The following is a 20978-nucleotide window of genomic DNA, read 5'->3' as shown; positions in this document are numbered from 1 at the left end:
AACATTTTGAGGAGTGAATAAAATGAGTGGGGTCAAATGGATAAAGCTAAGTACGCAAATGTTTGAGGATGAAAAAATACGGTTGATTGAGAGCATGCCAGAAGCAGATACCATCTTGATCGTGTGGGTGAAATTACTTTCTCAAGCAGGGAGAGCCAATGCAAATGGCTACATTTATTTAAGTGAAACAATTCCTTATACGGATGAAATGCTAGCCACCATCTTTAATCGACCTCTTGGAACGGTTCGGATGGCTCTAGAAGTATTCCAACAGTTTGGAATGATTGATATCGATGACAACCACTTCATCAGTATTATCAATTGGGACAAGCACCAGAGCATTGAAGGATTAGACAAAATACGTGAGCAGACAAGACTTCGGGTGGAAAAACATAGAGAACGAAAAAAGCTTCCAATAGGTAACGTTACCGAAACGTTACACGATAACGCAAAAGTAACGGACATAGAAGAAGAATTAGAACTAGAAGAAGATAAAGAAAGAGATAAAGAGAAAGAGAATGTCCCTTTTGTCGAGATAGTAAACTATCTCAACGATGTGGCTTCTACAAATTATCGTCATCAAACTCAAAAAACCAAAGACTTGATAAAAGCTCGTTGGAAAGAAGGATTCCGTTTAGAAGACTTTAAACGAGTCGTTGATACCAAAACAGCAGAATGGATTATCGATGAAAAGATGGCCATGTATCTAAGACCTACTACATTATTTGGCACTAACTTCGAATCTTACCTAAACCAAAAACCGAAAGGAGCGAATCGTCCTGGAAGCCATCAGCAGCATCCTAAAAAATCAAATGACACCTCTGGAATTGACTTCTAGTGTTTGCGATCTGCACAACGGGAAATTGGTGAAGTTGATTAAATACGAGGAAGAAGAAATTTGTCCCCTTTGCGAACGTGAACGAAATACTGAACTTCTTTCACAGCAACAAAGCGAAAAGATTCGCCAAGCACACGCCAGTAAAGCATATCTCGCTTTTTCCAAGCAGAGCATACTAACGGACGAAAACTTATACAGTGCATCCTTTGGAAACTACGAAGCAAAACAACATGAAGAGATTGCCAACAATGAAAAAGCCGTTAAAGCTTACCAGCGATACAAAGGCGGAGAAGTGTTCAATACATGGCTTACGGGCATGCCTGGAGTCGGGAAAAGTCCTTTGGCCATGAGCATTCTGCGGAACCTGAATGAGACGGGCGAGAAAGACAAGTGCTGCTTATTTATCAGCGTGGATGAAATGCTTCGCAAAATCCGTGGCACCTTCGACAATCGAGAAAGCATATACACCGAAAACTATTTCGTCGACCTGTTATCAGTGGCCGATCACTTGGTCTTAGATGACTTAGGTGCAGAGACAGGAGCAACAGGAACAGGCAAGCAAGCATCAGATTTTACGCTACGGGTTCTCTACGCTATTGCAAATGCGCGACAGAATAAACCGACCATCATTACCAGCAATCTTTCTAAAGGCGAACTGGTGAAGATGTACGATGCTAAATTGGTCAGTCGGTTGATGAAGGATACGTACTTAATCAAATTCGAAGAAACTTCTGATAAGCGAATCAAAAATATTGAATTTTAGGAGGAAGTAATGTGAGCAACGATCCAATCAAAAGACGCCAGTATATATTAAATCAACTCATTCTAATAGCTGGAAGCTGGGAAGCTACAGGCGAACAGGACAAAGGCTTAGAGCAACAATTTGAATCTAAGTTAGCTGAGTTGCATCCCGTTAGAAAGAACGCACTGGACATCTTGTATCGCCATTTGGCGATGGAGGTGGCAGCGTGAAAGACGTAGACGACATAGACAAGAAAAGATAAGACAAATTTCCTTTCTAATTTTTTTCGAAACAAAATGTCAATATTTTACCTTTAAACATGTCGAAGTAAGTATTTAAAATTATCTGATATTTTAAGTGCTGAGGGGGATGAATCGTGTCTAGCGAACATATACATGTGAAGTTTTGGGTTGAAGAACTTAATGAATATGGGATAAAAATGGGGCCGAACGGAGAAGCACTCGACAGCATGGATTATTACGATTTACGCGCATTCTTGCTGCAGCAGAAATTGAGAAGAGATCTTGAGCCGAAAGCGAGCCCGTGGTTCTGATGGCTCGAGCAAAATGGTTGCTGTTGTATCGCTGGGAAGGTGGACAAAAGGTTTGGCTCTACGAACCGTTACGGCCGATTGGAATCAAATTGAGGAAAAAAGAAGGGTGGCGCATTGAGGGATGACCTACCAAGAAATGAACGAACTCAAAAAGGGTGACCGATTGTTCATCTATCACATAGATGGCTGGAAGAAAGGAACGTTTCAAGGGTTCATCAGCGGTGCAGATCCATCGGCTTGGATTGCATTTGACGACCGTCAGATTGCTCCAGGCAATGTCATTGCCACAAGAGTCTTCACAGGGCTCCAATTCACCGAAGAGTACTGGAACCAAGACTATAAGGACTGGAAGTTCAAACGGCTCAGCGAAGAAGAATTAAATGCAGAATTGCTGCAGACTCTGGAGGCATTAGCGTGAACGAAGAAAAGTATAACAAAGTATTGGCGGCTCTCCCGTTTTGGAAACCGAGTCGCCAGGTGCCGATGTTTGGCATAGCAGCAATCCAAAGCATCGTGGAATGCGATTCCCGGGAAGCGTTGGAAATAAGAAATCGGATGGCCTACGAGGGCGCTATTCCAAAAGATAGATGGTAAACGGTACCGCACTATTGAATGAAACGGAGGGATTATAGGTGGAATACATTCTATTTTTTAGCAGTATCGCAATCCTGTTTTCTCCATTAATTGCTACGGTTTATCTTATAAGATTCTTGGAATCTCCATATTTTGATTAAATAACCGTCCGAACATATAGCGCGATAAAGAGGAGGAGAACAATGATGCTTACGAGGGAGCAAGTTGCAATTGTACAGGAATTTAAAGAGAAGTACGGGTTGAAAATGTTGCTGGAGAAAGCAGAAGTGGATTCTAGCGAACTACGGAACAAAATGGTTTTACCAGAGGGAGGGAAAGCGTAATGATGATTTTGTCTATCGCAGGAATGGCTGCTGCACTTGTAATTGGATTAGTAAACGGGATGGCTATTGAACGCATGGGAGCTCGTAAGTAATGGTTCAGATCGTTAAACCAGAGGAAATGTCGCAGGAGGAACTGGTGAAGGAATTTTAAATCCGATTATGTATGGCGAGTTGCAACTGCGCGGATATTCGGATAAGAAAATCAGGCTGTATTTCGGAATCAGCAATCGAACCTTAAATCAATTTAAGCAGCAACAAGGATTTCTGAAGAAAAAAGAAAAGGTGAAACGATGAAAACCATTTTATTTGAAATCATGGGCAATCCAGTCGCTCAAGGAAGACCGAGAGCCGGTAAAACCTTTACCGGCAAAACGGTTCTCTATGATCCAGCGAAATCGAGAGACTTTAAGCAGTATGTTCGATTGGTAGCTGCACAGCGTGCTCCAAAAAAGCTTATTAGCGGACCGATAACCCTAAGCGTAGACTTTTATCGCCCGATACCGAAGAACCTTCAGACAAAGCCGAAATTGAAGCTTATAGAGCAAGGCTTGCTATTGCCGACATCCAAACCGGACGTCGACAATTATGTGTAGGGCGTTAAGGATGGTCTCAACAAAGTAATTTGGCATGACGACAGCCAAGTAGTCTGCATGAACGTTCGGAAGTTCTATAGCATGACGCCGAAAGTGGTTGTACATATATCGTATTTTGAGGAAGAGGTAGGTATCGATTTAGGAGTGATTCTATGAGGCTGCAGGATGTAAATATTTCGGAGACAGGTGAACTGAAATTGGATATAATGGAACTACCAAAAAGCTGCGTGATTATTTTCAACGAAGGGAGGGTGAAACTGACAGAACTTCCACCTCACGCTGAAACAAAAATCGTGACGCATCAAGGAAAAGTCACACGGGTTAAGTGGGATGAGGGGGAAAATTTTTGATAAAACAGATTTTAAATGATATAACAAGTGATCAAATCCTAAATGTGGTAACAGCAGTCACTTCGCTTTTAGCCGTGATTATAGCACTATTTGCTCTAGTGCTGCAATTTAAGTTTTTCAATAAGGAAAGAAAACCAGTGATAGTACCAATCATAAAAGAATTCACTGATCAACTACTGCCGGATTTAAATTGCGATTGGGAGACCGAAGAAAAAATAGATGAAAAGTTTTCGAATACCAAAATAAAGCTCACTAACTATGGTGGAACTACAGCGAATATTGAATCCTACTACTATTTTTTTAGTAACTTTAAAGAAGTTGAAAATGAACTTAAAAGAATAAGCGACAATGATACAACGCTAATAATTACTAAAACAAAAAGACCGCAATCTTTTAAATTTATCGTGCAAACTAAAAAAGTTAACATGTGGTTTGATGAGATAAATGCCACTATTAAAAGAGGGAATATTTTAAGAGTTGATGAAGAGCTTGAGATTTATTTACCCTCCTATTTTATGATTCTCTCCAACTTTTTATTGAAGGAAGAAGATATAAATATCTTGCCTGAATTAACATTATTAATAAAATATACTGATATCGACAAAAAAGAGAATATATTAGAATACCTAATTTATTGGGATTTTGCCATGTCACTTAAACATAAAGGAGAGGGAGTTTGGCTTAACGGAGCTCTTGTAGCAAAACCTAAAAAAAGTCTATTAAAGATGTTATCTTAATTAAAATAAGTCCGCACTAGCCAACTTGAGGACATCATTACAGCATTACGTTGTTTTGGTGGCTTTATTTAGAAACGAAAATCAAGGTGCACGGTGAGAAAGTGAAGCGCGTGAATTTTGATGAGGGGGAAGAGTTTTAATGGAATTTGAAATATGGATAGCTCCTATATCAGCCTTAGTGGGGACTTTATTCGGAGCATCGATAGGGGCAATAAGCCCTGTATTAACAGAGTTTGTAAAAAATAAAGCCACTAGATCTCATTTTAAAAAAGATAAATATGAGGTTTTTACCCGAGTAATGTTAAACGAATTTATTCCCAAAGTAGAACATGTGATTTTTTCAATTGATGCGTCTTTGAATATTTTTAAAGATAACATTGAACTTCAAAATCATCATCGGAGTACGTTAAGAAATGAATTGCAAGAAGCGATGGAATTATTCGATTTAAAGATTAAGGATGTTTATCCTTTAGAAATGATTAAAGAAATAGAGGGAATTGCTTCTAATATAAGGCATGCAAATTTTTTTTTAGGACGTGAACGTGATGGAGATGTCAGAAAAAATAAAGCTGAGAATGAAATTCTTATTTCCATTAATAAAGCGTTAAAAAATGCGGTTAAAAAGTCGAGAAAAACATTAGAGAAAAATTATATTTAGTCCGCACCAGCCAACTGGAGGACATCATTACAGCATTATGCTGTTTTGATGTCTATATATTTATTTGCAAATACTAATATAATGGAATTACCTAGAAGTTAATTTAAGCATATATCGGAAAGAAAGTTAAATATGGCGATATCTAACCTCATGCTTAAACTACAATCGAAATGGATGACAGCAAGTTAAATTCCATCAAGTTTGATGTAAGAGAATAGCTTTGGCAAAGCAAGATTGGATTAAGGTTCTAAAAGTTCTAAATACTACTTTACAAGGAGACTGGACAGATTGGTTAATCATTAGTGATTCTATACTGTATCCGTTGGTGCTCTAATGTCGACGACTTATGTTATAAAATCAGCACAAACGGCAGTAAAATTAGTTGTTTTAAGCATCAAAATAATTGTTGACTTCTAGAGAATAATTTCAGATATAAAATTTATTTAATTGCTGAACTACTTTAAGGCTTTTACTAGGTAATGGTATTTCGATAAATATTTTCATAAAAATAATAAAATGAAAATTAATAAGGAGAGATGGAATGTTTATTAAAAGTTTAGAATTAAAAGGTTTATATCGTAAGGATTATTATGTTCCCTTAGAAAAAAACTTAAATATACTTTACGGTTTAAATGGGAGTGGTAAGACTACGATAATAGACATTCTATATCTGATTTTAAATGGTGAAATAGAAAAAACTTATAGATATAATTACTCTTACTTAAAAGTGAATTTTGTTAAAGGAGAGTATCAACAAGAGTTAGAAGTAATTGAAGATAAAGAAACAAAGAATTACGTGATTAAAATCAATGGCAAAGTAGCTGAGGAAGAAAATTTTTACTATAAAGATGATATTAGAAATATAAATAACAAATTGTTGTATTCTATCAGAATAACTGAAGATGGAAATGAAGAGTATATTTATAAAAAAGATATAGGAAAAAAAGAATTTTATAAAGAATTTAACAGTATTAAAGACATTTCTTTAGAAAATACATACAAAAATTTTGTAAAAAATATGAAAAATGAACTTGTCTATGTACCATTAGATAGAAAGGTTAAAGGTATTGAAAGTAAATTAACTAGCTCAAGTAGAATAGGAATTAATACTAATAAAAAAAATATAGAAAACTCATTAAATATAGCTGAAAATTATTATAAAGAATATTTAAGATATATCGCTCAAAAAGAAATCCATATACATGAGGATATGCGTATTAAGATACTAACTGAATTATCAAAACCTCAAAAAAACCTAATCAATAGATCATTTAAAAACAACAAAAAAGATTTTGATAATTTAATTGAAGAACTTAATGATGCAATGTTTAAAGAACTTAGAGAAAATATAATGGAACTTTATAAAGAGTACAAATTACAGCACAAAAATATTATGAAGAAAACTAAAAATGATCCAGAAAATATAAATGTACCTGAATTTTTTGACTATGCATATATAAGTGCTCAGTTAAGAAGTTTATATAATGTTATAGAAAAGGTGAGACCTTTAAAAAGAGCAATTGATGAATTAAAGGAAAAATCTACTACTGTTATAGACGCTATTAATAAGTTGTTGAAAGAAACTGAAAAGAAAATAGTTTACGATGGAAATGAAGGAGAATTCTATTTTACTAATTTAGAGAAAGAAGAACATATTGACTTAAATTACCTTTCTTCTGGAGAAAAACAATTAATAATGTTTTATATTTTTTCGATTATAAAATTTGATAAAAATGATACTAAAATTTTATTTATAGATGAGCCTGAACTGTCTCTTCATATTGATTGGCAATCAAAACTTTTACCTTCAATTGTAAGTAAGGGAGAAGAGACACAAATTATAATTGCTACTCATTCACCAGATATTATAGGAGAATTCATTGGAAATACAGTTGAAATAAAAGGTGTTCTTTTATGAGTTCCTTACCAGTAAGAAAAGAAAATGCTTATCTCGCTGAAGTTATAGTAAAAAAAAATAAATATGATTTATTTTTATTTATTGAAGATGAAAAATTAAACATAATGTACGAAATAATTATCAAAAAGTTGTTCGGAACAAATTTGAATGTTGGAAAAATTTTTCCAATGAAAAACAAACCTAATGTTCTTCAAATATTTGAAGAATGGAAAAAGATAGAAGAAAAAACTAAAAATAAAATTGTATTTATAGTTGATAAAGATTTCGATCATCTTATTGGAGAAGAAGTTCCTCATCATACAAATTTAGTGGAGTTAGAATTTTACACTATAGAAAATTATTTAATATCAAAAGAAGGAGCAGTTACATTAATGAAGCACCGGCTTCATACATATGATCCTGAAGAGCTTGATGAGATATTAAATTGGGAATGGTGGACTTCATATACGTATGAAAAATTTGCAGAATTATTTATAAGTTATGCAATAGCTTTCAAATATGATTTGGGGGCCAACTGTAGTATTTCACCGTATGTATATTTGAATAGAGAAACCTATGGAATCAAAGAAAACAAAATTGAAGAATATATAAATAATATTAAAAAATTATATAGTCAAAAGTACCAAAAAGAATATTCTGAGGAATATGAAGAAGTAAAGGAGATTTTTAAAAATCAAAATGATTTATCTTATGAACAATTAATAAGTGGAAAGTATTTATTAGAATCACTTATTACTTATATTAGTTCAATAACAGTTAATACAATTGTCGATAAAGATTTAATTAAAACGATGCTTTTAAATGAATATCCTAATGACAATTTCCAATTCCTAAAATATAGGATAACTCAAATTATTAACCAATGAAAAGAAAATAAAGTGACTATGAACGAGTCCGCACCAGTCAACTGAAGGACATCATTACAGCTTAACGCTGTTTTGATGTCTTTTTATAAGAACTAGAATCAACCTGGATGATAGAAAAATTAAAAGCGTGAATCTTGATGAGGGGGAAGAGATTTGATAATTAGTGATTATATTCAATTAACCATTGCAGTAGTGGCTGGTATTGCAGCTATATTAACTGGGTTAAACATTTTTTTTACAAATCAGCAGGTTAATTTACAGAGGAAGCAATGGGAATCTAGTTATGTACCAATTTTTCGCATATCCTTAATTAAATTATATAGTGGAAATATTACACTTGTTATAGAGAATACAAATGCAGTTTATCATGAAATACAGGATATTACTTTCTCGTCTGAGGACGTAAAAGTTAAAGAGTTTTACGATGGTACTGTTGAAAACTACAGAGACGTTTACAAAGGATTGATAGTTATGTTATATCCTAAAACTCGCGAGTATCAAATTGGTTCTTTACAGATAACTGGAATTGATGCTCTTGGAAATGAATTTAAAGTTAATTCTAAGGATATAAAATTTAAGTACCATAGAATAGAAAATGACAAATTTCTTATTAGGACATACTTAAAGAAAATAGAGTCCGAACCAGCTAATTGAAAGACATCACTACAGCATTAAGCTGTTTTAGTGTCTTTCAGTAAAAAGAAAAAAGAGTTGCGTGGTCGGAAAGTGAAGCGCGGAAATTTTGATAAGGGGGAAGATTTTTAAGTGAATATACCATTCAAAACTACTATGGTTTGGTCTGTAATGGCTATAATCTCTAGCATTGCTTTATTAAATTTTATAATAATGCTCTATTTAATTGGTGTAAGCTTAGATTTTTTAGGCATTTCTAAATTGCTTAGTAGTTTGTCTATTTTATTATCAACCAATAAAAATGCTTCACAGGTTGTGGCAAATAATTATTTTTTAATAATTATGGTGATATTTCCCTTAAGTTACGTTTCATTTGTCTATGTAATTAAGGGATTTAGTAAAGTGAAATACGCAAATGAAATAATCGCATTTTATCATAACCATAGAAAGGTTATTGCTGCCTATTTCACCGTTGTTTTGGTTTTTTTTGGTTTCCTACCTATTTTTTTAAATATACTCTCTTTACAACAAACAGAGTTTCAAGAGTTAAACAATATCTTTTTGCTAGTTAGCTTAGGTTCAATATTTCCATATTTTAATTTGCTTATAGCCGAGGCTAAAGAAAAAACAATATTAGACAACTCCCTGGATAAAAGTGTGGACTATAAAGAAAAAAATAAAGTAGTTAAGAAAAAAGACGATGTTTATTTCCTGTTAAACATAATGTTTTTAATACTTATTTTTATAATGATTTATTATATGTATCAAGAAAAATTTGAATTTAGCGAAGGAACTTCGATTGATTTGAAAACCATTTTAACTGTTTTAGGGACTATTCTTGGTGCATATTTTGGTGCGAAAGTTGCGGGTAAGTATGCTATTGAATCTGTAGAGAGACAAATTGCCAACTCGGAAAAAAGAGAGAGTAAAAATGACCATCGCAGATTGATACAAAGCTTAGTTTTGTATAGAGCTAGATCTTTAAAAATACTTACTTTTTTAAATGGTGTAGAAGAAGTAGTGAACAAACGAAAAATTCTTAGTGGTGGAGTTATTGGGTTGCAGCAAGATCGTGATTTATTATTACCAATAAAAAAATTTTTAGCAAAAGAACTAGAACAACTAGAAAGAATTGATATCTCGCAAATTTACTCCGAAAACTTCTATGTATTTACGCTAATCCTTGAAAATGTTGATACACTACTCAATAGCGTAGAAGAAATAATTGAAGCAATGAAAAATATGGATGAAGAAAGTCTTCATGCGTATAGAGGATTTTACTTTAATACAATCCACGAATTCGAGCAAAATGTTGAACATATTAACAATAAGTTATCTAGTTTAAAATAGTCCCACCAGCCAACTGGAGGACATCATTATAGCTTTACTGCTATTTTGATGTTCTTTTTTTACTATATATTTATTTGAAATTTATAATTATAATGGAAATACCTAGAAGTTGTGTTCTTATTATCTCAGAAGGAAAAGTTAAGATTGGTGAGCTTCCGCCTCTCATGCGCAGACCACAATTAATACACATGACTGCAAGGTAAAGCGTATGGTTTTTGATAAGGAGGGAACAGTTTTTATATGATACAGGATATTTTGGCACTTGATTCTAAAATTCTCTTAGGAATTATAACTGCTTTAGTTGCTTCAATAACAACTTTATTTATTTTTACGCTAAGTAATTTGTTGCAGAGAAAGCAAAAATTATTTGAAGGGCGCCCAGATATTGTAGTTTTTAGTAGGAAAACCAGTTTTGATAAGCGTCAGACAAAGCGTTCAGGTATTAATAACCTAATAAGAGTTACAAGAGATTTTAGAACTATAAAAAGTAATAAAATTTTAATTAAAAATAAAGAAGAAAGTTTTGAAGTTGAAAAAAATGATGTTAAAGCGCGAATACTTTATTTTCATAATCTAAGTGAATGTCCAGCAATAAACATAAAAATTATTATCGATTATACAATCGAAGAAGATGTTAATTACAAGAAGAAGGATAGAAAATATAGTTTAAATCGTCTCAATAAGAAAGATATGTTGTTAATCCCTGTTGATGTGACACATGAAGGGAGAGAGGTTTTTGTGGAAAAAATCTCATATTCTTATAAAACTATATATAGAGAGAATATAAAAGTGATTTTATGGAGTATTTCAGATGAACCAAACTTTCTTATGAAATGCTTATTGAAGTTTAATAAAGATTTAGCAAGTGTAAGTATTCAGTTTAAAAGAATATTATTTGTTTATGTCCCATTTGAATTTAATGTGACCGATGATTCATTTTACACAACATATGTTTATGAAGATTTAATCAAAACAAATGATAAAATTGCAAAATAATATCTATTGTCCCACCAGTCAACTGGAGGACGCTGAAAGAGCTTAACGGCTCTTTTTGTGTCCTCTTTTTTATTTTTAAAAGGAGATGGGGTCAATGAGAACCATACAGGAGCAACTGAGAGTAAAAGGGCTCTCGGATAGCCATATTCAAGAGAAAGAGAATACGGATGACAGAGAAGCAAATATCCGAAAGAATCGCTCTCGCGCAAGGAGTGGGAGGAAATTATGGGTGTAAATAGAGAGGCTTACCAGAAACAAGGCGGGGCATATCGGAGAAGACGATAGGAGGATGGCAGATGAATAAATGGCAAATTGAAGATTTGTTAAAGGATTACCATTGGAAATTGCACAGTGTTAAAAACATGCGTGAAACGATGAATGAAATTAACATTGACATGACAGCCCAATATGGTTTACAAGCTGCTATGCCGAAAGCTTCTGGTGATCCGAGTGATCCCATTTTAAAAGAAGTGGAGAGACGAGATAAACGTTGGAAGAAGATTCATGCCTACGAACGAGATATTCAATTCATCCAGGCTCGATTAACTTTTGTGACTGACGAAAGGGAAACGGAAGTATTGCATTGGTTATTAGAAGGCAAGAGCATGCGATGGATTGGTTTGCATATGGGATTATCTGATAAACATATCGGTCGTATTAAAGATCGAATAGTGGCGCATATGTCGCAAATGTCGGATACGTCGGATAAATGCGTTTGTTAACTCTATAATGATAAACTTAAAAGCAGGTTCGAGGAGTTAGGTCCTAAACTCAGGTAGTGAATAGAAAACTACTATACTTCAGATAACTATAAAAAAATTATTAATGTTTACTAATTTATCTTTATTCAGATAGTGATATACTATAAAAAGTTTATAGGTGGTGAAGGTATGGTTGAATTTGGTAATTTATTAACTGATATCGGTTATGTGTTGACCCCTTTTTCATTCTTTATGTATTTATTTATTAGGCCAATACTCTTTATAATGAAGTCTAATGCGTACAAAGTTGTTAAGGCGATATGGTATTTTTCTATGGGAATGGGATTATTAGTAGGAGAACCGAAGGTAGACCGTATAGTAATGTTGCTCGCCTTCATTGAAGCTTATGATTTAGTGTTCCAGTATTATGAGGATAAACGATCAGCGAAGAGTGTCACATAAGTGATACTCTTTTTTATGTCTAAGAAAGCGAATAGCACAGAGAAGGTGATATATGGTGAATCTTACAGAGAAGCAATTGCGATTTGCAGATGAATATGTGAGAACGGGTAATATCTCGGAGTCTTACAGGAATGCATATCCGAATGTAAAAAAAGATGCAGCAGCAAGAGCGAGTGGAAGCAGGCTGCTAACAAACGTTAACGTGAAATCTTATATACAAGAACGAATGGAATTACTGAAAAAAGATTCAATAGCCGAGCAAGATGAGATTCTGCAATTCCTCACTAGTGTTGTGAGAGGTAAAGCAAGTGGAACGGCGTTAGTGGGTTTAGGAATGGGTGAACAAAGCGTTGATCAAGTGCCTCCAACAATTGCAGAAAGAACAAAAGCAGCTGAATTGCTAGGTAAACGCTATGCACTATTTACTGATAAGCAAGAAATTGATGTAAAAGGTGCTGTCAAATTCATCGACGACATTGGTGGTGGCGAAAATGGCTCGTAAGTTATCTGAGTTCATTCCGACAGCCTTTCATCCACTCTGGAATGCGGCCATGGCTAAAGAGATTCTAAATGTCGTCTGTAAAGGTGGCCGGGGTTCCGGGAAGTCATCAGATATTGCGCATGTAATTGTTCAAATGTTAATGCGGTTCCCATTAAATGCAGTTGGAATCCGGAAAGTCGACAACACTATCGAGCTTTCCATCTTTGAACAAATCAAATGGGCCATTTCGGAACAAGGTGTTTCGCATCTGTTCAAAGTGAACAAATCACCGATGCGCATTACGTACATCCCTAGGGGCAATTACATGGTGTTTAGAGGCGCGCAAGAACCAGAACGAATCAAGTCCTTGAAGTCAGCGAACTTTCCATTTGCTATAGCATGGTTAGAGGAATTAGCCGAGTTTAAAACTGAAGATGAAGTTACGACCATCACCAACTCCCTATTACGTGGAGAATTGGCTGATGGTCTTTTTTATAAGTTCTTTTTTAGTTACAACCCGCCAAAACGAAAGCAATCCTGGGTGAATAAGAAGTACGAAACGTCTTTCCAACCATCCAATACATTTGTTCATCATTCCACTTATAAAGATAATCCGTTTATCTCGAAACAATTCATTGAAGAAGCTGAAGCTGCCAGAGCGAAGAATCCTAGCAGTTATGAATGGGAGTACGAAGGCAAGGCAATCGGTTCTGGAGTAGTTCCATTCGATAACTTGCAGGTAGAAGCTGGCTGCATCACAGACGACATGCTTGCTGGGTTCAATAACATACGGCAGGCAGTGGACTTTGGTTACGGTCCCGATCCGCTAGCATTCGTCCGTTGGCATTACGACAAGAAGAAAAACGGCATCTACGCCATCGATGAATTTTACGGGCAGAAAATCAGCAACCGCGAGCTTGCCAAGTGGATAAAATCCAAAGGCTATGAAAGCCAGGACATTGTTGCTGATTCTGCCGAGCCGAAGTCGATTGATGAATTGCGCATTGAGCATGGTATCAAACGCATTAAAGGCGCGAAGAAAGGGCCGGACTCGGTTCAATATGGGGAAGAATGGCTCGACGATTTGGATTTCATCTGTATTGACCCGTTACGCACGCCGAACATTGCCCGAGAGTTCGAGAACATTGACTACCAGACAGATCGTGATGGCAATCCGAAGCCTCGTTTAGAAGACAAGGACAATCACACGATTGACTCCACTAGATATGCACTTGAACGCGATATGAAGAAAGCAACAATGCAAATTTTAAAGTAACGAGGTGAAAGCATGGATCCATTCACAATCACGCAAACGGAACAATTGAATGAACGCATCTTACGCGGTGCGAGACTATCCATTCCACAGCTAATTAAACAAGCGATTGAAGCGCATGATATCCGGCATATGGAAGACGGGGAGCGCTATTACGATGTGGAAAACGATATCCTCAAACGCAAACAGTTCATGTACGTGAACGATCAAAAGGTAGAAGACCCCGATAAACCGAACAACCGCATTCCGCATGCGTGGCATAAGTTGCTGGTGGATCAGAAGGTAAACTACTTACTCGGCAATCCTGTTAACTTTATCGCGGATGATGAAGTGTTAACGCTAAAGATTAACGAATACCTGGGCGAACGTTGGGATGATGCTGCCATTGATATCGGCACAGCGGTCAGCAACAAAGGACAAGAGTGGTTGCATCCTTACATTGACGAGAACGGCGACTTTGACTTCTTAATCATTCCTGCCGAGCAATCCATCCCGATATGGGAAGACGAGCGAGAGAAGCGTTTGAAGGCGTTTATTCGCTATTACGAAGATGGCGATACGACAGTGGCCGAATACCACACGGAAACAGAAGTAACCTTCTACCGCTCATTCAACGGCGAATTCGCACTGGATGATTTGGTAGAAGTTAATCCCATCGGTCATTTCCGTGTGTATAAGCAGGAAGAGACGCTGGAATATGGTTGGGGCAAGGTGCCATTCATCCGTTTCCTGAACAATAGCCGCAAGAAAACGGACCTGCAATTCTATAAGCAGATCATTGACGCTTGGGACCGCCGAGTTTCCGACAATCAGAATAACTTTGATGAAATTCAGGAGCTTATCTATATTTTAAAAAACTACGAAGGTGAAAACCTAGGCGAGTTTATGCGGAACTTGAAGCAATACAAGGCCATTAACGTAGCTGGTGACGGTGGCGTTGAGACAATGACCGCAGAAACGCCAATGTCGAGCATTCAGATTCACATGGATAACTTGCGCGAGTCGCTATTCACACAAGGGCAAGGTGTTGACGTATCAACAGATAAGTTTGGTCAATCTCCTTCAGGCGTAGCGCTTGAGTTCTTATATCGCCTGCTCGACTTGAAAGCATCGGCGTTAGAACGCAAATGGCGTCCAGCGTTGCAGGAGTTGATTTGGTTCTTGTGCGAATACCTGGACATTAAAGGTGAAGGTAGGTTTGACTACAGGTCGGTGGATTTCGTATTTAAGAAGCGCCGGATTCGGAATGATTTAGAAACGGCCAACATTGCTCAAGTTTCATTAGGCACCATTAGCCGCAAAACGATTGTCAGCAATCATCCATGGGTTGCTGATGAATCGCAGGAGCAACTGCGCATCGACGAAGAAGCTGGCACGATGGTAAGTCTAGGTGAGGATGATGAGTAAGTCCAAGCAAGCAGATAAGACCTTTAAGATACGTGACAAGGCAACCGAAAAAGCGCTGCTGCTAGCTTATAACGCATCCTTGAAAACCATCCGTGGTGAACTGGCAGCGTTGTATGAGAAGACAGATGGCTCCTTCTCGGAGTCGCAGAAGTACAACCGTTTGGCAGGCATCGAGGAAGCTATTGCTGATGAAATTAAGGACCTGACAGGCAAGATAGCTAAAACATTGGTGACCGGACTATTGGATTCATTCAAAGAGGCACGAAGTTGGAAAATGTATGAGATTGAATCTGATCAATCTGTGCAAGCCACAATTAAGTTCAATCAGATAAACCGAGAAGCCGTTCTTAAAGCCATTGAAAATCCCTTTGATCAAGTCGGCTTCGTGCAGCGGAATCGAAACAACCAGGCGTTATTGGTTCAGCAATTGCAGCAGGAGATTGCACAAGGGCTTATTCAAGGTAAGTCCTTCCAACAGACAGCCAGAAGCATGAAGAAGCGCATGGAAATCGGCGCAAGTAAAGCCCTCACCATTACTCGCACTGAATCAAAACGGGTTAGAGGGAAGGCACAGCTGGATACCATGCGAGAGGCGCAAGAAGCTGGTGTCATGATGAAGAAACAATGGATGGGCACGATTGACGACAAGACCCGTGATGCTCATCAGTCTCTTGATGGTGTCACCATTGATTTGGATGAAGACTTCGTTAGTGATGCAGGAAACAGCGGACCGGGACCGGGGCAGATGAATGCGGCAGAAGAGGATATTAATTGCCGCTGTACGCTAACTACGGTCATTGAAGGGTTTGAACCTGATTCCCGTCGTGTTCGGGATGCGGGCATCGTAGATTATTCAAGCTTTGAGAAGTGGCAGGAGACAAGGGAGGTTCCGAAACGATGAATGAAAAACTCGAATTCGCCTTTAAAGATGCACTCACGTTTATTGGCAAACTGAACTTGATTCTGGAGAAGCTGGATGATCCGCAGATACCTGCAGCTGCTAAAGAGGAAATGCTGAAGCAGAGGGAATTTCTTCTCGACAAATTAAATTAAGGGAGGTGATGGACTTGTTTTCTGTAAGGCAAATTCGAGAATGAGAGGTGGTTCATCATCTTCGAGCTATCGGTTAAATAGCAACTCTCGACCTGCTGAACGTCGTAAAAAGGCAGAACCCAATCCTATCGTGTCGATCACGTTAAAAACGTACAGGAGGCTATCATGAAAGAATTATTGGAGAAATTGGCTAAAGGAGAAGTGACCACGGAAGAGGTCTTGAAAGCAATCGATGATGCAGAGAAGGATAAAGTCCCTCGCTCCCGTTTAAATGACAAGATTGAAGAGGTCAAAGAACTAACCAGCCAGCTGAAAGAGCGTGACGATCAGCTTGTTGAATTGGGCAAGAAGGCAAAGGATAGCGATGATTTAACTGCTGAAATCGAACGCCTGAAACAAGAAAACGCTGATAAGGACACAGAGTACCAAGGGAGACTGCAACAACAGGCATTTGACGCGAAGTTGAACGATGCGCTGCGTGATGCCAAGGTCCGCAATCCGAAAGCGGTTAAAGCGCTACTGGACAGCGAACGCATCAAACTGGACGGCGAGAAGTTACTTGGATTGGATGATCAATTGACCGCACTGAAGGAGAGCGACAGCTATTTATTCACTGTGGAAGAGGAACCGAAGTTAGGTGGCCGCAATCCGAATCCGAACAATCAGAAGCCGCCAGCAGGCATGACGCCAGAGAAATTTAAAACTCTTTCATACAAAGAGTTGCTCGATTTCAAACAAACACAGCCGGAGCAGTATGAGGTTCTGAGCAAATCAGAATAAGGGAGAATGATGAAGAATGGTACAAACTAAATTAGCAAATCTTATTGACCCTCAAGTAATGGCTAATATTATCTCAGCAACACTACAGGACGCTATCAGATTCGCACCACTAGCAACGGTAGACCGTACGTTGGTTGGACAACCAGGCTCGACAATCACAGTGCCGCGTTTCAACTATATTGGCGATGCGAAAGACGTTGCAGAAGGTGCACCGATCGACCTTGAACTATTGACAACGGCTACAGATGAATTCTCAATCAAAAAAGTCGGTAAAGGTGCAGAATTAACAGATGAATCCGTTCTTTCGGGTTACGGCGATCCAGTAGGTGAAACTACTAACCAATTGCGTATGGCGATTGCAAACAAAGTTGATAACGATGCGCTTGAAGCGTTGGACACAACTTCTTTAGCTTACACTGCTGGAACTGAGTTTAGTGTGGAAACAATCGATGCGGCGCAGACTATCTTCAATGACGAAGATCAGTCTTCAATGGTTTTGATTATCCACCCAACTGACGCAGCAGCATTGCGTGCAGACGCAGCAGGACAATGGGAGCGCGCTTCTGACCTAGGAGACCAAATGTTAGTATCGGGTGCATTCGGCGCGGTGTTAGGTGCGCAAGTTATCCGTTCACGTAAAGTTGAACAGGGAACAGCTTACTTAGTTAAACAGGGCGCTCTTGGTCTTTATTTGAAACGAGACGTGGAAATTGAGACAGACCGCGACATCATTCACAAAACAACTGTATTCACAGCGGATCAACATTACGGAATTCACTTGTACGATGAGTCAAAAGCAGTGAAAATCGTTGTAGCAGGAGCATAAGAGGGGCTAAGTCCTCTCTTTTTTATATCTGAGGAGGGATGAACAATGTTACTCAGGAGGTATCGTGATGGGAAAACCAAGCAAAGGAACACCAAAGGACATGAGATTAAAAGCGAATCGGAAACTCAAGGGCCAGCCGAAAACATCAACGCCGAAGGACAAGCGTCTGAAGGGAAACCGTTAAGCGATTACGTGGTAGCCGATTTGAAAGAAATGGCCAAAGAGCAAAACATTGAAGGCTATTCGTCCATGAAGAAAGATGAACTACTTAAAGCGTTAGGCGGTGAGTAATTATGGCATACGCACCAATCATGGATGTGGAGTATCTGCGCCGCGTGTCGGATATACCAGCTAACGTACCAGATGTTCGGCTTCAAGATTTAATCGAGGAGGCCGAAAACACCATTCGTGAATACTGCAATAACAGTTACCGCGATGGCCTGCCGTTGTCGTATCGCAAGAATATAAAAAAGATGGTCGAATTTGACTTGAACCGTAAAACAGGGCTGTCTTCAGAAGGTCTTTCACGGCACTCACAAGGCTTTGCGCAAGATTATCCGGCAGATGTATTCTTCGGATTGAAGAGGCGCTTGTCATGGTAGTGGTGCAGCGTCAAACGACGACAAGCAATGGATTCGGTGGCACAGCTTCCACATGGACGCAGCATCTTAAAGTCGATGGAGTAATCGATATGCTTGCCGGTAATGAAGTCATGGCTGCGGATGCACTGGACCGTTCATCGTCACACATCATGATTCTATTCGACATTGTGGATATTAAGCGCGGTGATCGTGTTATTGACAACGGTGAACAATACCGTGTCACTTTCGTCGACAATCCGATGAACCTAAACCGTCAGTTAGAAATTAACTTGCTATGGGAGAGGACGGTGAACTGATGGCAAGCAATTACAAGTCCAATCGCAAGGCAGTGGATGGTGCATTAAAAGCTAGCCAACTGGGTGCCTTAACCGCTATCGGAACATTCGTTGAGGGTGAAACGAAGGCGAGGTCAGCAGTTGATACCGGAAACTATCGTGACGCATGGGGATACCGCGTCGACGGAACAGCAGTCACGATTGGAAATGGTGTGGAGTATGCAATTTACCTTGAGAAAGGCACATCCCAAATGCCAGCCCAACCTGCCTTGCAGCCGTCTGTCGAATCAAATGCTGGGCGCATCCAGGAGCTCGTTAAAGGAGCGTGGCGCATGTGATTGAAGTCTTCAAAGTGATTTTCGAAAAGTTAGAAGCAGATTGGCCCGTGTATTTTGAAGAAAAAGATTCAGAGTCATTTGCTAATGACTATATTGTATTCAAGCTGCCGCCTGGTTCCTCTACGAAATATCGCGACGATCTCATTTTAGAAGTAACGTTGTGGTCTTATCTGGGCGAACGGGATACGACGCATCTAGAAGAAAAGTGGACAGAACTTGACCGGTTGCTCCGGAATCATATGCATTTGGACGCTGATCAGTGGTTGGAATTCCAGAAGATTGGGCAAGGCATGATTCCGGATTCAGATAAAAATATCAGACGCAGAGAATTGCGTTATTTAGTAAAACGAGAAGAGAGGATTGATTATTGATGGTAATTAAAACATCCGGCTATACGAATAAGACGGCTGAGCGTTACTTGATGGATGCTGGTGCTGTATACAAAAACTTAACGTTTGACGAAGCGACCGGCGAAGCATCCGGAGAATTGCTCGGCGCAACAAACGGAGGAAATGAATTTGCTCTTGAACAGGAGACACGCGAAGTTGAAGTGGATGGCGTAAAAGGCCGCACGAAAGGCAACACAATCCTAGTGCGTGAAAATGCCAACTTAACGGTTAACCTGAAAGAATTGACTGCTGACAACGTAGCATTGGCAATCGCAGGATCCGTCAATAAACTCTCGAATATTGAAGGCTATCGTGAAATTACTGGTAAAGGCTTTATCAATCTAGAAGACTACACCGATTCCATTGCCCTCGTTGCACGATTAACAGGAAGTAATAAGCCAGTTATCATCGTGCTCCATAACGTTCTTTCCATGGAAGGTTTCACATTGCCGACAGAAGACGAAGGAGAAGCGACTATCGCATTAAACCTAGGAGCTCACTATGACGCTGACGCTGAAGGAAACGTTAACTCACCTTATACCATCTACTGGCCATTAGAAGCATAAACACAACCAACAAGCGTCTTCAGGGGCGCTTTATTTTAGGAGGAATTGGTGATGAGAGAATTAAGCTGGAAAGATGTATTTGCTGTATCAAGAATTTTAAAGAAAATGCAGATTCGTTTTGAGTACAAAGAAGGCATGACGATGGAACAAATGGGAACAGCGTTCTTCCAAGCTTTCATTGAAAATATCGGAGAAGCAGAAACAGAAGTAACCAAGTTTTTTGCAGACTTAAAAGGCGTCAAGCCGGCCGTGATTGAGAAATACACCATGAAAGAAACGTTGGAATTGATTAAAGAATTAAAAGAAATGCCAGATCTCCAAAGTTTTTTTTCCTTAGTTTCCGAATCGATGAATCAACAGCCCTAGACTTTATCCTCACACGCTATCCAAATAGTGACTATGTAATGAACCTGCCCTTTTCCATTGCATCTGGCCTCTACGTGAAGGCAATGGAGAAGTACCAGGACGAAAAATTATGGGAAATGTGGCTGTCTGTTTATCCGCAAATGGATAAGGACAGTTTTGTTAGCTTTGAGCAATTCAAGTTGAATGCCCGCAAGCAAAAGCACACGAAACGATCTGAAGAAGAAATCATCAAGGACTCGAACAATATACTGAAATCGATGAAAAAACGGGGCGCCTAATAAGGCGTTTTTTTATTTTGTCTTAAAAAG

General features: G+C 38.3%; 32 protein-coding genes and 1 pseudogene. All 33 read left to right on the top strand.

Annotation, left to right across the window (positions count from 1 at the left end):
* Positions 1-22: 22 nt before the first annotated feature.
* Positions 23-838 (top strand): phage replisome organizer N-terminal domain-containing protein, encoded by an 816-nt coding sequence (locus tag B0H99_RS01985; protein WP_106531941.1) that lies wholly within the window; start codon positions 23-25, stop codon positions 836-838.
* 28 nt (positions 839-866) lie between these two features.
* Positions 867-1601, top strand: coding sequence for a P-loop NTPase family protein (locus B0H99_RS01980; protein ID WP_181313542.1), 735 nt, complete (start codon positions 867-869; stop codon positions 1599-1601).
* An 11-nt stretch (positions 1602-1612) separates the two neighbouring features.
* A complete protein-coding gene (locus B0H99_RS01975) occupies positions 1613-1810 on the top strand; it encodes a hypothetical protein (RefSeq protein ID WP_106531939.1) in 198 nt (65 codons plus the stop codon).
* 146 nt (positions 1811-1956) lie between these two features.
* Positions 1957-2133, top strand: coding sequence for a hypothetical protein (locus B0H99_RS17715; RefSeq protein ID WP_181313541.1), 177 nt, complete (start codon positions 1957-1959; stop codon positions 2131-2133).
* Positions 2134-2254: 121 nt separating this feature from the next.
* Complete coding sequence (locus tag B0H99_RS01970) at positions 2255-2551, top strand: hypothetical protein (RefSeq protein WP_106531938.1); 297 nt, start codon at positions 2255-2257, stop codon at positions 2549-2551.
* Positions 2548-2727, top strand: coding sequence for a hypothetical protein (locus B0H99_RS01965; protein WP_106531937.1), 180 nt, complete (start codon positions 2548-2550; stop codon positions 2725-2727). The genes B0H99_RS01970 and B0H99_RS01965 overlap by 4 nt, the downstream gene beginning before the upstream one ends.
* A 182-nt stretch (positions 2728-2909) precedes the next feature.
* Positions 2910-3050 carry a hypothetical protein gene (locus B0H99_RS17710; protein WP_181313540.1) on the top strand — a complete coding sequence of 47 codons (141 nt, stop codon included), beginning with the start codon at positions 2910-2912 and terminating at the stop codon, positions 3048-3050.
* 290 nt (positions 3051-3340) lie between these two features.
* Positions 3341-3799: pseudogene (locus tag B0H99_RS01960) on the top strand (RusA family crossover junction endodeoxyribonuclease).
* On the top strand, positions 3796-3993 hold the full coding sequence (locus tag B0H99_RS01955) for an XtrA/YqaO family protein (protein ID WP_106531936.1): 198 nt from the start codon (positions 3796-3798) through the stop codon (positions 3991-3993). The pseudogene B0H99_RS01960 and the gene B0H99_RS01955 overlap by 4 nt, the downstream one beginning before the upstream one ends.
* Complete coding sequence (locus B0H99_RS01950; RefSeq protein ID WP_106531935.1) at positions 3990-4730, top strand: hypothetical protein; 741 nt, start codon at positions 3990-3992, stop codon at positions 4728-4730. The genes B0H99_RS01955 and B0H99_RS01950 overlap by 4 nt, the downstream gene beginning before the upstream one ends.
* A 139-nt stretch (positions 4731-4869) precedes the next feature.
* Positions 4870-5388, top strand: coding sequence for a hypothetical protein (locus B0H99_RS01945; RefSeq protein WP_106531934.1), 519 nt, complete (start codon positions 4870-4872; stop codon positions 5386-5388).
* 541 nt (positions 5389-5929) lie between these two features.
* Entirely contained in the window at positions 5930-7306 is a 1377-nt protein-coding gene (locus tag B0H99_RS01940) for an AAA family ATPase (protein WP_106531933.1), read from the top strand.
* The gene (locus tag B0H99_RS01935) at positions 7303-8172 is read left to right on the top strand and encodes a DUF4435 domain-containing protein (RefSeq protein ID WP_106531932.1); all 870 of its coding nucleotides are present in this window, start codon (positions 7303-7305) and stop codon (positions 8170-8172) included. The genes B0H99_RS01940 and B0H99_RS01935 overlap by 4 nt, the downstream gene beginning before the upstream one ends.
* A gap of 153 nt (positions 8173-8325) precedes the next feature.
* Positions 8326-8826 (top strand): hypothetical protein, encoded by a 501-nt coding sequence (locus B0H99_RS01930; RefSeq protein WP_106531931.1) that lies wholly within the window; start codon positions 8326-8328, stop codon positions 8824-8826.
* 111 nt (positions 8827-8937) lie between these two features.
* Complete coding sequence (locus B0H99_RS01925; protein ID WP_106531930.1) at positions 8938-10155, top strand: hypothetical protein; 1218 nt, start codon at positions 8938-8940, stop codon at positions 10153-10155.
* 240 nt (positions 10156-10395) lie between these two features.
* Positions 10396-11151, top strand: a complete 756-nt coding sequence (locus tag B0H99_RS01920; RefSeq protein ID WP_106531929.1) for a hypothetical protein — start codon at positions 10396-10398, stop codon at positions 11149-11151.
* A gap of 296 nt (positions 11152-11447) precedes the next feature.
* Positions 11448-11873, top strand: coding sequence for a helix-turn-helix domain-containing protein (locus B0H99_RS01915; protein WP_106531928.1), 426 nt, complete (start codon positions 11448-11450; stop codon positions 11871-11873).
* A gap of 168 nt (positions 11874-12041) precedes the next feature.
* Positions 12042-12314 (top strand): hypothetical protein, encoded by a 273-nt coding sequence (locus tag B0H99_RS01910; protein ID WP_106531927.1) that lies wholly within the window; start codon positions 12042-12044, stop codon positions 12312-12314.
* A gap of 52 nt (positions 12315-12366) precedes the next feature.
* A complete protein-coding gene (locus tag B0H99_RS01905; protein WP_106531926.1) occupies positions 12367-12816 on the top strand; it encodes a terminase small subunit in 450 nt (149 codons plus the stop codon).
* Positions 12806-14071: a PBSX family phage terminase large subunit gene (locus B0H99_RS01900; protein ID WP_106531925.1), complete on the top strand. Its 1266-nt coding sequence runs from the start codon at positions 12806-12808 to the stop codon at positions 14069-14071. The genes B0H99_RS01905 and B0H99_RS01900 overlap by 11 nt, the downstream gene beginning before the upstream one ends.
* Before the next feature lie 12 nt (positions 14072-14083).
* Positions 14084-15475, top strand: a complete 1392-nt coding sequence (locus tag B0H99_RS01895) for a phage portal protein (RefSeq protein WP_106531924.1) — start codon at positions 14084-14086, stop codon at positions 15473-15475.
* Positions 15468-16376, top strand: coding sequence for a phage minor head protein (locus tag B0H99_RS01890; protein WP_181313539.1), 909 nt, complete (start codon positions 15468-15470; stop codon positions 16374-16376). Before B0H99_RS01895 ends, B0H99_RS01890 begins: the two co-directional genes overlap by 8 nt.
* Complete coding sequence (locus tag B0H99_RS17705; RefSeq protein WP_181313538.1) at positions 16373-16528, top strand: hypothetical protein; 156 nt, start codon at positions 16373-16375, stop codon at positions 16526-16528. Before B0H99_RS01890 ends, B0H99_RS17705 begins: the two co-directional genes overlap by 4 nt.
* Positions 16529-16693: 165 nt before the next feature.
* Entirely contained in the window at positions 16694-17308 is a 615-nt protein-coding gene (locus B0H99_RS01885; protein WP_106531922.1) for a phage scaffolding protein, read from the top strand.
* A 16-nt stretch (positions 17309-17324) separates the two neighbouring features.
* Entirely contained in the window at positions 17325-18134 is an 810-nt protein-coding gene (locus tag B0H99_RS01880; protein WP_106531921.1) for a N4-gp56 family major capsid protein, read from the top strand.
* A gap of 45 nt (positions 18135-18179) precedes the next feature.
* On the top strand, positions 18180-18425 hold the full coding sequence (locus B0H99_RS01875) for a Rho termination factor N-terminal domain-containing protein (protein ID WP_106531920.1): 246 nt from the start codon (positions 18180-18182) through the stop codon (positions 18423-18425).
* 2 nt (positions 18426-18427) lie between these two features.
* Positions 18428-18736 (top strand): head-tail connector protein, encoded by a 309-nt coding sequence (locus tag B0H99_RS01870; RefSeq protein WP_106531919.1) that lies wholly within the window; start codon positions 18428-18430, stop codon positions 18734-18736.
* Complete coding sequence (locus B0H99_RS01865) at positions 18736-19032, top strand: phage head closure protein (protein WP_181313537.1); 297 nt, start codon at positions 18736-18738, stop codon at positions 19030-19032. Before B0H99_RS01870 ends, B0H99_RS01865 begins: the two co-directional genes overlap by 1 nt.
* Positions 19032-19349 carry an HK97-gp10 family putative phage morphogenesis protein gene (locus B0H99_RS01860; protein ID WP_181313536.1) on the top strand — a complete coding sequence of 106 codons (318 nt, stop codon included), beginning with the start codon at positions 19032-19034 and terminating at the stop codon, positions 19347-19349. The genes B0H99_RS01865 and B0H99_RS01860 overlap by 1 nt, the downstream gene beginning before the upstream one ends.
* Complete coding sequence (locus tag B0H99_RS01855) at positions 19346-19720, top strand: hypothetical protein (RefSeq protein WP_106531916.1); 375 nt, start codon at positions 19346-19348, stop codon at positions 19718-19720. The genes B0H99_RS01860 and B0H99_RS01855 overlap by 4 nt, the downstream gene beginning before the upstream one ends.
* Positions 19720-20304, top strand: a complete 585-nt coding sequence (locus B0H99_RS01850; RefSeq protein ID WP_106531915.1) for a hypothetical protein — start codon at positions 19720-19722, stop codon at positions 20302-20304. The genes B0H99_RS01855 and B0H99_RS01850 overlap by 1 nt, the downstream gene beginning before the upstream one ends.
* A gap of 51 nt (positions 20305-20355) precedes the next feature.
* Positions 20356-20670, top strand: a complete 315-nt coding sequence (locus B0H99_RS01845; protein ID WP_106531914.1) for a hypothetical protein — start codon at positions 20356-20358, stop codon at positions 20668-20670.
* Between the two features lie 38 nt (positions 20671-20708).
* Entirely contained in the window at positions 20709-20948 is a 240-nt protein-coding gene (locus tag B0H99_RS01840) for a hypothetical protein (RefSeq protein WP_106531913.1), read from the top strand.
* Positions 20949-20978 lie beyond the last annotated feature (30 nt).

It is taken from the genome of Planomicrobium soli, assembly GCF_003014655.1.
Lineage (GTDB): Bacteria > Bacillota > Bacilli > Bacillales_A > Planococcaceae > Planococcus > Planococcus soli_B.
This window is presented reverse-complemented; position numbering and strand designations above follow the sequence as displayed.

Coding starts and splice junctions, on each gene's coding strand:
- B0H99_RS01945 (WP_106531934.1), top strand. CDS start 4,870: ATGGAATTTGAAATATGGATAGCTCCTATATCAGCCTTAGTGGGGACT.
- B0H99_RS01870 (WP_106531919.1), top strand. CDS start 18,428: ATGGCATACGCACCAATCATGGATGTGGAGTATCTGCGCCGCGTGTCG.
- B0H99_RS01940 (WP_106531933.1), top strand. CDS start 5,930: ATGTTTATTAAAAGTTTAGAATTAAAAGGTTTATATCGTAAGGATTAT.
- B0H99_RS01910 (WP_106531927.1), top strand. CDS start 12,042: ATGGTTGAATTTGGTAATTTATTAACTGATATCGGTTATGTGTTGACC.
- B0H99_RS01860 (WP_181313536.1), top strand. CDS start 19,032: ATGGCAAGCAATTACAAGTCCAATCGCAAGGCAGTGGATGGTGCATTA.
- B0H99_RS01890 (WP_181313539.1), top strand. CDS start 15,468: ATGAGTAAGTCCAAGCAAGCAGATAAGACCTTTAAGATACGTGACAAG.
- B0H99_RS01840 (WP_106531913.1), top strand. CDS start 20,709: ATGAACCTGCCCTTTTCCATTGCATCTGGCCTCTACGTGAAGGCAATG.
- B0H99_RS01905 (WP_106531926.1), top strand. CDS start 12,367: ATGGTGAATCTTACAGAGAAGCAATTGCGATTTGCAGATGAATATGTG.
- B0H99_RS01885 (WP_106531922.1), top strand. CDS start 16,694: ATGAAAGAATTATTGGAGAAATTGGCTAAAGGAGAAGTGACCACGGAA.
- B0H99_RS01850 (WP_106531915.1), top strand. CDS start 19,720: ATGGTAATTAAAACATCCGGCTATACGAATAAGACGGCTGAGCGTTAC.
- B0H99_RS01970 (WP_106531938.1), top strand. CDS start 2,255: ATGACCTACCAAGAAATGAACGAACTCAAAAAGGGTGACCGATTGTTC.
- B0H99_RS01895 (WP_106531924.1), top strand. CDS start 14,084: ATGGATCCATTCACAATCACGCAAACGGAACAATTGAATGAACGCATC.
- B0H99_RS01845 (WP_106531914.1), top strand. CDS start 20,356: ATGAGAGAATTAAGCTGGAAAGATGTATTTGCTGTATCAAGAATTTTA.
- B0H99_RS01875 (WP_106531920.1), top strand. CDS start 18,180: ATGTTACTCAGGAGGTATCGTGATGGGAAAACCAAGCAAAGGAACACC.
- B0H99_RS01985 (WP_106531941.1), top strand. CDS start 23: ATGAGTGGGGTCAAATGGATAAAGCTAAGTACGCAAATGTTTGAGGAT.
- B0H99_RS01935 (WP_106531932.1), top strand. CDS start 7,303: ATGAGTTCCTTACCAGTAAGAAAAGAAAATGCTTATCTCGCTGAAGTT.
- B0H99_RS01880 (WP_106531921.1), top strand. CDS start 17,325: ATGGTACAAACTAAATTAGCAAATCTTATTGACCCTCAAGTAATGGCT.
- B0H99_RS17710 (WP_181313540.1), top strand. CDS start 2,910: ATGATGCTTACGAGGGAGCAAGTTGCAATTGTACAGGAATTTAAAGAG.
- B0H99_RS01920 (WP_106531929.1), top strand. CDS start 10,396: ATGATACAGGATATTTTGGCACTTGATTCTAAAATTCTCTTAGGAATT.
- B0H99_RS01900 (WP_106531925.1), top strand. CDS start 12,806: ATGGCTCGTAAGTTATCTGAGTTCATTCCGACAGCCTTTCATCCACTC.
- B0H99_RS01915 (WP_106531928.1), top strand. CDS start 11,448: ATGAATAAATGGCAAATTGAAGATTTGTTAAAGGATTACCATTGGAAA.
- B0H99_RS01955 (WP_106531936.1), top strand. CDS start 3,796: ATGAGGCTGCAGGATGTAAATATTTCGGAGACAGGTGAACTGAAATTG.
- B0H99_RS17705 (WP_181313538.1), top strand. CDS start 16,373: ATGAATGAAAAACTCGAATTCGCCTTTAAAGATGCACTCACGTTTATT.